This window comes from Chryseobacterium taklimakanense (genome assembly GCF_900187185.1).
Taxonomy (GTDB): Bacteria; Bacteroidota; Bacteroidia; order Flavobacteriales; family Weeksellaceae; genus Planobacterium; species Planobacterium taklimakanense.
The window spans coordinates 1,892,204-1,904,814 of the sequence record NZ_LT906465.1 but is presented as its reverse complement, the minus strand read 5'-3'; the positions used below and the strand labels follow the sequence as shown (position 1 = coordinate 1,904,814).

Genomic DNA, 12,611 nt, shown 5'->3' with positions numbered 1-12,611 from the left:
TTGAAGTAATTTTTTTTTAATACATAACCTGTTATGGATGAAAAAATAAGATCTCATAAAGATTTGCAAGTTTGGCAGAAAGCGATGGTATTGGTAACTGAGATATACAGGCTTTCTGAAAATTTCCCCGAATCTGAAAAATTTGGGTTAAAATCCCAAATTCGGCGAGTGCCATTTCCATACCTTCCAACATTGCAGAAGGTTTTGCCCGAAAAGGCAATAAAGAACTTATACAGTTTCTATACATTTCTATTGGCTCCCTGTCTGAACTGGAAACACAGTACGAAATCGCTAAAAATCTTAATTATATAAAAGAAGCAAAAGAAATTACTGACAAAATAATATTTATACGTATAATGCTGTCCAACCTTATAAAATCCATCAAGAATAAGCAACAGGGCGACGGGAAGTAATAAAGTGAGAATGGTAACAGAAGTGATGTAGTGATGAAGACGATAAAGTGAAGTAGCAATAAAAATTGGCGCCGGGCAAATCCGATAACCTCCATTACCCCATAACCACCATAACTTCCATAACCCCCATAACCTCCATAACCACCATAACAACCATAACTTTAAAAAAAAATGCTCGCACTAAAAGCAGAAAACATATCCAAACAGTACCGCCTCGGACAGGTGGGCACCGGCACGCTTTCGCATGACCTGAACCGCTTTTGGCATCAGATCCGTGGAAAAGAAGACCCCTATCTGAAAATTGGTGAAGCCAACGACAGAGCCACCAAAGGCGAAAGCGAATATGTTTGGTCGCTCCGCGATATCAATTTTGAAATAGAACAGGGTGATGCTGTCGGAATTATTGGGAGAAACGGTGCCGGGAAATCTACACTGTTAAAACTTTTAAGTAAAGTCACCAAACCGACCACAGGTAAAATTTATACCAACGGAAGAATTGCTTCCTTACTTGAAGTAGGAACCGGTTTTCATCCTGAAATGACCGGACGTGAAAATGTGTACCTTAACGGAGCAATCCTCGGGATGACCAGAAAAGAAATCACCCGGAAATTTGATGAAATCGTAGATTTTTCCGGTGTAGAAAGATACATCGACACGCCTGTAAAAAGATACTCCTCGGGAATGTACGTTCGCCTTGCTTTTGCTGTAGCTGCACATCTGGAATCGGAAATTTTAATTGTGGATGAGGTCTTGGCAGTTGGCGATGCCGAATTTCAGAAAAAATGCCTTGGCAAGATGGGCGATGTGAGTAAAGGCGAAGGGAGGACGGTGCTGTTTGTGAGTCATGATCTGCGCGCTGTGAACAGGCTCTGTTCGAGTGCCATCTCGTTAAAACAGGGTTCAATACAGGAGATTGGATCTACAGGAGAGGTAATTACGAACTATCTGAAGACCAACAACCAGCAGTGGAGCAATAAAGAGATTAATTTTCAGGTAACGCAGTCCGGGATATCAGTTACAAACATTAAATTTATTCAAAATCAAAAGCAGACTTTCACCCTTGAGCAGGGTCTGCCGTTCGAAGTACAGATAGACATCGACAATGCTCTGTCCGCGCCAACTTCATTTGAGTTCAACCTGGAATTGAAGAACCATTATGGCGAGGGCGTTACCAATTTTGGTAACGAATTTCAGCACAAACCCATGATGGTGCAACCGGGGCAAAACCATGTCCGTCTGGCTTTTAATGAACTGCCGCTGCGTGCCGGAGAGTACATGGTGGATGTCTGGGTAAACCTGCCGGATCTGAAAAAAAACATCTACATGCAGGAACTGCTCGAACTGCGAATAGAAAAAGCAGCTGACCTCTACTTTCTGAACCCGGACAGAATCTGGAGCAACTTCCCCAACCAGCCCCAACATGGGTACCTGCCGATGCATGCCAAAAACATTGAATTATGGTAAAAGAAGATATACTTCCAGAGAAAAATAAAGCGCAGCCATTAATCTCGGTAATCGTCCCCTGTTACAACCAGGCCCAGTATTTGGATGAGTGCCTGCAGTCGGTTCGGGAGCAGACGTATCAAAACTGGGAGTGCATTATCGTCAACGACGGTTCGCCAGATAATACCGAAGAAGTTGTAAAAAAATGGACGGAAAAAGACCCACGGTTTAAATATCTTAAAAAAGAAAACGGCGGTTTGAGCTCTGCTAGAAATGCAGGAATAAAAGCAGCGCAGGGAGAATGGATACTCCCTTTGGATGCAGATGATAAAATCGGAGACAGATATTTGGAGCTGGCTGAAAAAGAATTCGGAGAATCTTATACTGTAATATATTGCAAAGCAGAAAAAATTGGCGCACAGCAAGGAGCTTGGGATTTGCCGACTTTCTCAATTGAAAAACTTGCAGCTACCAATATCATTTTCTGTTCCTTTTTTTTTACTAAAAATAAATTTATCGCAGTAGGTGGTTATGATGAGAACATGAAAAAAGGACTTGAAGATTGGGAATTTTTAATAGCGTTACTAAAATCCGGAGGCAAAGTTATCCAGTTGGATTACTTGGGTTTTTATTATAGAATAAAAGAATCTTCGATGATTACCAATCTCGACACTAAAACTAAAGAACCCATTTATAAATATATTGAGAGAAAGCATTTAGATTTTTTTCACCAACATTTAGGCTCTATACATTTACTAAACCATAAATCTGAGCAGGCAGATTTATTAAGAAAAACAATCGAATCACAACAGAACAAACTAAGTTCTCGAAGATATAGACTTATCGATAAATTGTTATCTCTAATTGGTAAATAATGCAAAACCTCCTCGCCATCGTCATACCCTACTACAAACCGGATTTCTTTGAAGAAACCCTGAAATCCGTTGCGTCCCAAACTGATAAAAGGTTCACTTTGTATATCGGAAACGATGCAAGTCCGGATGATCCATTTCCGCTGATTGAAAAATATTTCCTGGAAAGAAATTACCATTATTTTAATTACAAAGAAAATCTTGGTGGCAAAAATCTCGCCATGCAATGGGAAAGAATTTTGGAGAATGTAAAGGAAGAATGGTTTCAAATCTTGGGCGACGATGATATGATTTCGGAGAATTTTGTGGAAGAATTTTATTTAAAATACGACAACTTGAAAGATGTAAACCTTATAAAATCAGCAAGTATCATCATCGATGAGAACAAGCAAGTACATCATTCGAAGAGCCTTAATTTTATAGAAGGCATGTACAACATTATTGATTTTTTCCTAGAGAAGCAGGAAGGAAAAATCAACAGCAGCCTGAGCGAGCATATCTTTCGGAATAGTGCATTTCAGAAAGTAGGATTCAAAAAATATCCTTTAGCTTGGCACTCGGACGATTTTATTCAGCTACAGCTTGGCATTTCAAAACCACAGTTTTATTTTCTATCAAAAACTGTAGTGACTATAAAAGAAACCACAAAAAGCATCTCCGGAAACTCAGACCTTCAGGAAATTAAAAGTAAAGCTGAAGATATTTTTTACAAAAATTGCATTGCCCATATACGAACGTATGGAAACAATAATCAAAGAGATAAATTTTCTACTATTATGCTAAATAATCAACAATCTATTTCAGCAAAAAAAATTTTCTTCAAGCTTCACCCAGCTCCTTCTGCATTGGTAAAGTTGAGTAGATTTTATGGATTCCGTATCTTAAAAAAAATCATTAATCCGAATATTAAAAAAATCTTAGCGCAGCTTCATAAGAGATTTACAGTCTCTATGTTTCAAATACAACTTAAAACAGATATCCTGCTTCGAAGGCAGATCAGCCGGCACGATGAGATACCAATTCTAATTATTAATTTCAATCAACTGAAATACCTGAAAGAGCAGGTGGATTTTTGGCTATCCCGCAACCATAAAAACATCATCATTATAGACAACTGCTCCACATATCCACCATTGCTGGAATATTATAAAGAAATTTCAAATCGGGTAACCATAGAGTATATGAAAGAAAATATTGGGCATATGGTATTCTTTGAAAATAAAAAATTACAAGAAAAATACGGCAAGGGTTTTTTTATGGTCACAGATGCGGATATTGTACCAAATAAAAATCTACCTGAAAATTTTATGAAGAGGCTAATATATTATCTGATCAAGTACTATTCCGATGTTACAAAGGTTGGTTTTTCCCTACGTCTGGATGACATCCCAGATTATTATCCTCTAAAGGAAAAAGTGTTACGTTGGGAAAAGCAATTTTGGAAAAAGGAAATTGAAAAGGATGTATATAAAGGTATGATTGACACCACTTTCGCGATGTATTCACCAGGATATAAATTCAAAAATCAGGATTCCTTTCTTTCAGCATTAAGGATAGGCGGTAATTTTTCTGCTACGCATGGTGGATGGTATATTAACCCAAATCAGTTGTCAGAGGAAGAAAAATTCTATATAAAAACTGTTGACAAATCAAGCTCTTGGAAACTTAATGAACAAGGGTTCCATGATAATAAAAGTATATCAAATTACGATTAATAACTATGCTAACCCCTCATTCACTTAATCCATTTTTTCAGATGGCAATCCTGAGAAGTTCCAAAAAATAAAGCAATCCTATATCTGATTAAAATTATAATATTTTGCATTCTAAACTCACAAATAAGAAAATTATAGTTTAGCAAAAGAAAGTATAGCTCCAAAATTTTCCATCAAAGTGCCTCGTTATAAACATCAATCTGGTATTAACGAAAAGCAAACCACTTTTTTTGCTATTGTTTTGATTAAAAATTTATAAGTGCTATTTTTTCGAAAACTTAATTTGATTTTTTTATTTGAAATTCCAGTACTCATAAAAAATACATCCAAAAAATAAATAAAACTTAAATATTAAAATTAAAAGTATATTTATAACCTAGAAAATTCATTTTAATGACAACCTCCGTAGCCCTCTGCACATATAACGGCGAAAAATATATCGCGGAACAGCTGGATAGTATTCTTAAGCAAAGCACCCCCGTTAATGAAATTGTAGTATGTGATGATGGTTCCACTGACGAAACAATGCAAATACTTCAAAAATACCATACAGAATTTCCTAATATTTTTAAAATCCATCAAAACAAACACACCCTTAAGGTTATAAAAAACTTTGAAAAAGCTATTAATCTTTGTACAGGAGATATAATTTTTCTCAGTGATCAGGATGATGTATGGTTTCCAGATAAAGTAAGGAAAAATTTAATGTTTTTTGAAAATAATCCAGACAAGGATGCATTATTCCACAATTTACTTTATTATAAGAATGGCCCACATAAAAACACAACCTTTAATCATTATTTATATTCGCCTACTGAAAATAAAGATTTGCTTGGACATCTTTTGATTAAAGGAAATGTCATTACTGGAGCAGCCCTAGCTTTCAGAAAACTAACAAATCTGGAATTTGATGCGACGCATGGCTTTCTACATGATGCCCAATTGGCCATTTACTTTGCCTTAAAAGATAAAATAGAGGTATTAGATGAGTGCTTAGGGTATTATAGAATTCATCCCCAACAGCAGATAGGCTCAGGGGAGGACGTAGACATTTACCAACAAAAGGTACAACATTTATTAAAATATTCTGATTTCAACACAAAGGCAAATTTTATTAGAAAAATTCGTGAGTCATGGGATAAAGATTTCATCTTATTCGAAAGGAAAAAAATTCTTAGTAAAATTGATAATGAATTTATTTCAATTAGAAATCAGTACTTGCTCAAGCTACCATATTTTAAAAGGAAACTATTAGTTTTATATTGGATGGTTACCAAAAAACATAATATTTCCATAAAAGATTTACTCTAAAAAACGCTATTAGATATTGAAGGCTAAAACAAATTTGCCCCCTATTTCCATCATCGTCCTCACATACAACCACCAGGATTACATTCGTGAAAATCTGGAGGGAATTTTCATACAGAAAGTGAATTTCCCGATAGAGCTGATTATTTGCGAAGATAAGTCTACTGACAATACGGATGCGGTAATCCGCGAGGTTCTGAAGGATGCGCCCGCCCATATAACGGTAAAATATACCGCCCATACCACCAATCTGGGCGCTACCCCGAACTTTTATTTTGCCTTAAAACAGGTAACCGGCACATACATCGCCTTCTGTGAAGGTGATGACTACTGGACGCACGACGGAAAACTGCAGGCGCAATACTGTTTTCTGGAAAGCCATCCCGAATACGCTTTGGTTTTTCATCAGGCGATGAACGTTTCGCCATATCCCGAAATCAACGGCAGCCCTTTTTCTTCTGTTGAAGACAGAGATTATTCACCGTTGGAAATCTACCGGCATTGGGTGGTGCATACTGCAACAGTCATGATGCGTGCCGAAGTCCTGAAAAGCACCGCCTTTCTGAACACCCTGAAGGATCCAAACTTACAGTATTTTGACACCGTGCTCTTTCTGGCCGCTTCGACCGTTGGGAAAATCAGAGGACTCAAAAAATGTTGGTCGGCTTACAGGCGGCACGATGCCGGACTGTCGTTTGGCGCAGTAAATTATAAAAGAGACCTGAACCACAACAGGCTCGATGAAATTATCGGTAACTTTCACGGCGGAAAAATAAAGGAGCATGCAGACTGGCAGATTTTTTCGCGCAGCAGAATCGACTTTATCTCTGCACTGAAAAAAGGAAGAACCCAAACAGCTCTCCAAAATTTAAAATGGATTATAAAAAAACACCGGAATCTGCGTGTGTATTTATTTAAAAAACTAAAAAATGGTTAGGAAACTCACGATAGGCTTCATCAGTTCCCGCCCATTGGAAGACCGTAAAAATTGGTCCGGCACCATGTACAGCATGTTCACCGCACTACAGAAACAGGGTTTTGAGGTGGTATGGATTCCCACGCCGGAATACAGTGTGGCAGAGCTTTCCATGTTCCGCAGCATCGGGAATTTTTACCAAAAAATCTTCACCCGCGGCTTCAATCAGCATCAGTTTATCCTGAAGGCGTGGCTGGCTTCCCGCAAAACAAAAAAAAGGATAAAGCAAAAAAAGATCGACCTTCTCTTTGCGCCAACCGCAGTTCCTGAAATTGCCTTCCTCAAAGTCAGACAGCCCATTGTTTATCTTAATGATGCCAATGTAGCACAGCTGCTGAACTATTACAGTTATTATTCTGGGTTTGGATGGGTGTCGAAAAAGATTACCCATTTCGTCGAAAAAAAAGCATTGGAGAATGCGGATCACATTGTTTACTCTTCCGACTGGGCCACGCATTTCGTTAGGAACTTTTATGGTATTCCAGCTGAAAAACTGAGTACTGTCAAGTTTGGTCCCAATTCAGAAGTCCCGGGACAGGTAAATTTCAACAAAGATTACAGCGGAGACATCACTTTTCTCTTTTTGGCGGTTTTCTGGGAGCGAAAAGGCGGTGATCTGGCTTTGCAGACCATCGAACTGCTTCGGAAAAAGGGATTGCCTGCGAAATTACTGGTGGTAGGCTGTGATCCCGGAATCCGCAGCAAAGCCATGGAAGTCATTCCGTTTCTGAATAAAAACATTCCGGCGGAAGCACAGAAAATAAAAGACTTTTTAAGAGATTCACATTTTTTGTTTATCCCAACCAAAGCCGACTGTACACCGATTTCATTTGCAGAGGCTGCGGCTTATGGTCTTCCCGTAATCACGCGCGACACAGGTGGTGTCTCTGCGATGGTAGAGGACGGGATCACAGGATTTACACTCCCGCAAAATGCCGGTGCCGAAGAGTATGCCAGAAAAATTGAACAGCTGCTGAAAAATCCGGAACTAGCAAAACAGATGTCGCACGATGCCCGCCAAAAATATGAACAGGAACTGAACTGGAAAGTCTGGGGTGAGAAAATGGGGAAACTGATAAACAGTCTAATTATTCAGGTAAATCAGTAGGTTTTCACCGCTGGTTCCAAGCTGGTAATCGTATTTGTCCAGAGCCCTGAAAAGTGTTTTTGCGGCATTTTTTCTCATACCGTCGTGGGTTTCCACAAGCAAAATTCTGGTTTTGGAAAGCCATTCATCATAGTTTTCCTCGAAGACTTCCTTCTCGGATCCCTCGATGTCCATTTTCAGGATATCAATCCTCGGGAAATGATAAGTCCGCATAAGATCTCCAATAGAAACTGCAGGTAAAGCTGTGGGATCATCTGCTGCTGTTTCTTTTACCATAAAACCCCAGCTCGCCACAGAGCTGTCTATTATTTTCAAATAAGTGGTTTTGTTCCACACTCCTGCTTTTACCGGGATAATATCTGGATAAGGTTTTGTGTTTTTCTGTACCATTTCGAAGTTGCCACTTTCAGGTTCCACACAGATAATTTTGGCATTGGGAAAACGGTTTTTAAAATGAACACTTGCCAGGCCGATATTGCCTCCGGCGTCGATAATATACTCCGCATCGAACCCTGTGTGGATTTTATATTCCTGATTGTAAATCACCTGTTTGAATACATCAAAATCCGAGGTTTTTCGGCGAAGAAACAACGGGTGTTTCAGTTCGCGGTTGCGAAACTCAATAATTGGTTTATCTGATTGGTGTTCGTCGCGATAAATGTTCCAGCCGCTTTTTCCAAACCGTCGGTAAAATTTAAACTGTTCTGCAAGTTTTTTTATATCCATTTGTGTTTTGTAAGTTTATTTAGAAAAGTAATTCCTGTAAACAGCGGCGAAATTGCAATAATTTTTTTAAATAATGGCAACTGTCGATTTTTGTTGGCAATATCCCAGTACACCTTGGCAAACTGCTTCTTTTCTTTCCAGCTTCTGGTACTTTTTATGCGTTCCAGCTGGGTTAGCATGGCATACTGCGGGTTTGATAGCATTCGCTTGTAAATATTTTGAGTTAGGCCATCTTCCAGATAGTCTCCCCTCGCCAAAACATGATCTGTAAAAAGAATCTGGTATTTTCGCATTAGTGGAAGTAGAACAAGAGCTTCCTGAGAAAACCGCTCGCCCTCGATGACTGGAAATTTGAACTCCTTGGCAACATCCAGCCTGAAAACAAATCCCATCTCCCCCTTTCCCGCAAAACTGTGCTGTCTGCTGTCCAGCCATCTCCTTTTACCATAATGATCTAAGTTTTCGTTCTGGTTTGTGAAAAATCTTAAATAAGAAAACCCTGCAAAATCTCGATCTTCAATTTCCTTCGCCATTTCAGTACAGGTTTCCAGCGCCTTTTCCACAAGGAAATCGTCGCTGTCTACAGTCATTATAAACTGCTCATTGGCTGTCTTGAGTGCAGTATTATAGGCAATATGTTTCCCCTGATTTTTCTGAAAATAATACCGAACAGGAATTTTCTGTTCACGGATATATTTTTCTATTAAATCCTTTGTTCCATCAGTTGATCCGTCATCGATCACCAGCCATTCAAAGTTTTTAACGGTCTGGTTTATCAGGCTTTGGTAAAGCGTGGGCAGCGTATGTTTTCGGTTAAAAGTGGGCGTGAAAACGGTAAACATTTATGATAAATAAGATTTGATCGCTACAGCAGAATGCGAAAAAGTAATTTCAAAAAACAAAGGCTCTAAATTCGAACACCGGAACGGTAAATATTTTTAAATTTAAATTAATTTTGTAAAAATACAAAAATGCCTTCACAAAAGATACTTGTGGTTTTTCAGCCCTGGAGAAAAATTTCCGGCAGTCTTCATCAGCAGCTGACCGACGGCCTGAAGTCGTTAGGATATGATGTTGACTACCTGGACACTGAAAATCCCCCGCCATTTCAGAACAAAAATCTGACAGATAAGTTCAGGAACATTTACGAAAGATTAGTACACCGCAATAAGCTTTATTCTCTAATTGCCCATAAAAACCACGTCAATAGATTTTACAGGAAAAAGATAGCGCAGCTTCCCAAAGACAAGATGTACGATTTGGTGCTTATTATAAAACCGGAAGAATACACGACGCAAAACATCGAAAAACTGAGCAGGCTGGGAAACAAAACTGTTGGATACATTTGGGACGGTCTCCGTTTATTTTTTAAACCGAGTCTGGTTAAAAGTTTGAAATATCTCGACGGCGTCTATTCTTTTGATATTGACAATATCGCTGACCATCCTGATCTTGATATGAAATTTTTAACCAATTACTATATTCCGGACATACCTTCAACACCTTTCGACAGCAGAAAAACGGACGTGTTTTATGTTGGCTCACTTGCCGGAACATTGGACACCCAACGACGGGACTGGAAGCTGGCAGAACTAGCAAAATTTTTAAGCGGAAATATTGACATTTCAATTTTTGCCGAACGGGGATTTTTAAATAACGACCACCGATTAGTAGATAGCACGAAGATAAAATACATTACATCGCCTACTTCAATCGAAGACACCTTAGAAAAAACAAAAAATTCAAAAATTGTTATCGATATTTGTAAAAAACATCATATTGGTTTGTCCTTCAGATTTTTTGAGTGCATGCTTTATGAAACAAAAATTATAACCAACAACGCCGATGTTGTCAATTACGACTTCTATAATCCTGATAATATTTTGGTGGTTGATTTTGATAACATTGAAAAATATAAAGATAAAATCCTTGATTTCCAGAAAAAACCTTACAAACAGATTCCTGAAGAGATCAAAACGAAATATAGTCTCGACAACTGGATTAAAATTCTTTTGAACGCGCCAGGCTCCAACCCGATCGTGCATAAAAATCACCTGGAAAAAAAATGAAAAAATCCATCCTCTTCATCGCCGACAAACCAAACTGGGCTTACCATAACCTCATCAGAACATGGGCGGAAGGGCTGGATAATGACTTTGACTGCTATATCGCATTTGCACAGGACTTTGCGCTGCGAAAAAAAGATTTTTCTTTCGGTGAAAGACTTATATCAAATCTTCTGAACCGTTTCCGAAACAAAGACCTGAAATATTTTGTAGACAAAAGCAGACGGTTTTCCTGTCCGGTGTACAAATACCCTCCGGTTTACAAAGTGCAGTCCGGTGAGAAGACGGAAAAGATAGATTTTGATCTGATTTTCGAATGCGCCTATTATTTCCAGTACACTACGGTACTGCCGTTCAGGAGCAGAAAAAAATACGTCGGCCTCTACACCGATTCTTTTCCGCACGAAGGCCCGGGATGGGATATACGGAACAGTACGAACGTACACAGCCTCAACCGGAACGATTTTTATCAGCAGTACCTGAAACACTACGACGGCATTATCGCCGGAAGCCGTAACCTGATTGAAGATTATCTGCCGCTGACACAAAAAATTACCTTCGCTAACGGAATCTACCGGCAGAACGAATTTGTAATAAACGAAAAAGCAGGAAGCAAGGAAGGCCTTACCTTAGGCTGGACAGGAACGCCGGACCGCCCGATGAAGGGCTTCCGGGAAATCATAGAACCGGCAGTGGAAATGGTGAAAAATTCCGGAAGGATCGTAACGCTGAAAACCAAATTTGCTGGACCTTACGAAGATTTGCTGGGCTTCTACAAAGATGTTGATCTTGCACTGATTGCCTCCGCCGCGGATACCGGCCCCTCCCTTTTTGCAGAAGCTGCACTGTCGGGAGTGCCTTCTGTTTCTACAAAAATCGGCTTTCCCAAAATGGTGATCCGCCATGGCGAAAACGGCCTTTTTATTGAAAGAAATAAAGAAGACCTGGCGGCTGCCATCATCAAATTATACGACGACAGGAAACTCTTAAAGACTTTTTCTGAAAAAATCCGGGAAGATTATATGAAAATCCTGGACAATCAAATTTCTGTGAACAATTTAAAAAAACTTTTCAACAACCCATGATCAGCACTGCAGTCTGGAGAATACGGGAGGCACTTTCCGTTTTAACGAAAAAAAAGAAGACCTTGGCGGCTTCTGAACAAGAATTGTTTATGTACGATGATTGGGAAGACATTGGCAATGAAGTCCTAACCAACTAAACTGCTACACCACTACCCTGTAACCTCCATAACCTCTATAACCTCATAACCTCCAAACCCCATGATCATCGGAAACGGCCTCATTGCCTCGCTTTTTAAGGAACATGACAGAGAAGATGTGATTTTCTTCGCTTCCGGCGTTTCCAATTCGCTGGAGAGAGATCCGGCGCAGTTTGCCCGCGAGGAACACCTTATCCGGAAAACCATTGCGGAAAATCCCGGAAAAATCTTCGTCTATTTCTCCACCTGCAGCATCTACGATTCCTCGAAAACGGGAAGCGATTATGTGCTGCACAAACTGAAAATGGAGCAGATCATCAAAAACAGCACGGAAAAATACCTGATCCTGCGCGTGAGCAATGCCGTTGGCAACGGCGGAAATCCGAATCTTCTGATGAACTATCTGGTGCGTTCCGTAAAATCCGGTGAAACCGTCAATGTTCACACCAAAGCTACGCGAAACCTTATCGATGCAGAAGATGTGAAAAACCTCACTTTCAGTCTGCTTGAAAATGGTCATCTGAACCGCATCGTGAACATCGCGTATCCACAGAATTATTCGGTTATTGAAATTCTGGAGATCATGGAGCGGTTCTTCAGTCTTAAGCTTAATCTCAACCTGATCAAAGAAGGCTCCGGCTACGAAATCAGTATTCCCAATGCTGAAGAATATTTCCGCAGAAACCAATTAATGAACAAAGAAGTTTATCTTTGCAGGATTCTGGAAAAGTATTATTAATGCTTCTTCATAGGCATTAAAAT

At 39.4% G+C, this 12,611-nt stretch carries 11 protein-coding genes and 1 pseudogene; 10 read left to right on the top strand and 2 right to left on the bottom strand.

Annotation, left to right across the window (positions count from 1 at the left end; all coding sequences use genetic code 11):
- The first annotated feature begins 33 nt into the window (after positions 1-33).
- The 7 genes and pseudogenes from CKV81_RS09030 to CKV81_RS09000 all read left to right on the top strand — a co-directional run bounded on the left by CKV81_RS09030 (position 34) and on the right by CKV81_RS09000 (position 7,835).
- Positions 34-413 (top strand): annotated as a pseudogene (locus tag CKV81_RS09030) (four helix bundle protein).
- 171 nt (positions 414-584) lie between these two features.
- A complete protein-coding gene (locus CKV81_RS09025; protein WP_095072586.1) occupies positions 585-1,877 on the top strand; it encodes an ABC transporter ATP-binding protein in 1,293 nt (430 codons plus the stop codon).
- Positions 1,871-2,731 (top strand): glycosyltransferase family 2 protein, encoded by an 861-nt coding sequence (locus tag CKV81_RS09020; RefSeq protein WP_095072583.1) that lies wholly within the window; start codon positions 1,871-1,873, stop codon positions 2,729-2,731. Before CKV81_RS09025 ends, CKV81_RS09020 begins: the two co-directional genes overlap by 7 nt.
- Entirely contained in the window at positions 2,731-4,443 is a 1,713-nt protein-coding gene (locus CKV81_RS09015; RefSeq protein ID WP_095072579.1) for a glycosyltransferase family 2 protein, read from the top strand. The genes CKV81_RS09020 and CKV81_RS09015 overlap by 1 nt, the downstream gene beginning before the upstream one ends.
- A gap of 393 nt (positions 4,444-4,836) precedes the next feature.
- Positions 4,837-5,754 carry a glycosyltransferase gene (locus CKV81_RS09010; RefSeq protein ID WP_095072575.1) on the top strand — a complete coding sequence of 306 codons (918 nt, stop codon included), beginning with the start codon at positions 4,837-4,839 and terminating at the stop codon, positions 5,752-5,754.
- Positions 5,755-5,770: 16 nt separating this feature from the next.
- Positions 5,771-6,688, top strand: a complete 918-nt coding sequence (locus CKV81_RS09005) for a glycosyltransferase (protein ID WP_157727397.1) — start codon at positions 5,771-5,773, stop codon at positions 6,686-6,688.
- The gene (locus CKV81_RS09000; RefSeq protein ID WP_095072568.1) at positions 6,681-7,835 is read left to right on the top strand and encodes a glycosyltransferase family 4 protein; all 1,155 of its coding nucleotides are present in this window, start codon (positions 6,681-6,683) and stop codon (positions 7,833-7,835) included. The genes CKV81_RS09005 and CKV81_RS09000 overlap by 8 nt, the downstream gene beginning before the upstream one ends.
- Here the strand turns inward: CKV81_RS09000 and CKV81_RS08995 are convergent.
- The gene (locus CKV81_RS08995; protein WP_095072566.1) at positions 7,812-8,561 is read right to left on the bottom strand and encodes an FkbM family methyltransferase; all 750 of its coding nucleotides are present in this window, start codon (positions 8,559-8,561) and stop codon (positions 7,812-7,814) included. The two genes, CKV81_RS09000 and CKV81_RS08995, sit on opposite strands and share 24 nt — an antisense overlap.
- Positions 8,552-9,403 (bottom strand): glycosyltransferase family 2 protein, encoded by an 852-nt coding sequence (locus CKV81_RS08990; RefSeq protein WP_095072564.1) that lies wholly within the window; start codon positions 9,401-9,403, stop codon positions 8,552-8,554. The genes CKV81_RS08995 and CKV81_RS08990 overlap by 10 nt, the downstream gene beginning before the upstream one ends.
- A 129-nt stretch (positions 9,404-9,532) precedes the next feature.
- Here CKV81_RS08990 and CKV81_RS08985 point away from each other — a divergent pair, with 129 nt between their 5' ends.
- The 3 genes from CKV81_RS08985 to CKV81_RS08975 all read left to right on the top strand — a co-directional run bounded on the left by CKV81_RS08985 (position 9,533) and on the right by CKV81_RS08975 (position 12,588).
- Positions 9,533-10,630 (top strand): glycosyltransferase, encoded by a 1,098-nt coding sequence (locus CKV81_RS08985; RefSeq protein WP_095072562.1) that lies wholly within the window; start codon positions 9,533-9,535, stop codon positions 10,628-10,630.
- The gene (locus CKV81_RS08980) at positions 10,627-11,712 is read left to right on the top strand and encodes a glycosyltransferase (RefSeq protein WP_095072560.1); all 1,086 of its coding nucleotides are present in this window, start codon (positions 10,627-10,629) and stop codon (positions 11,710-11,712) included. The genes CKV81_RS08985 and CKV81_RS08980 overlap by 4 nt, the downstream gene beginning before the upstream one ends.
- A 198-nt stretch (positions 11,713-11,910) precedes the next feature.
- Positions 11,911-12,588, top strand: coding sequence for an NAD-dependent epimerase/dehydratase family protein (locus tag CKV81_RS08975; RefSeq protein ID WP_095072558.1), 678 nt, complete (start codon positions 11,911-11,913; stop codon positions 12,586-12,588).
- Positions 12,589-12,611: the final 23 nt, after the last annotated feature.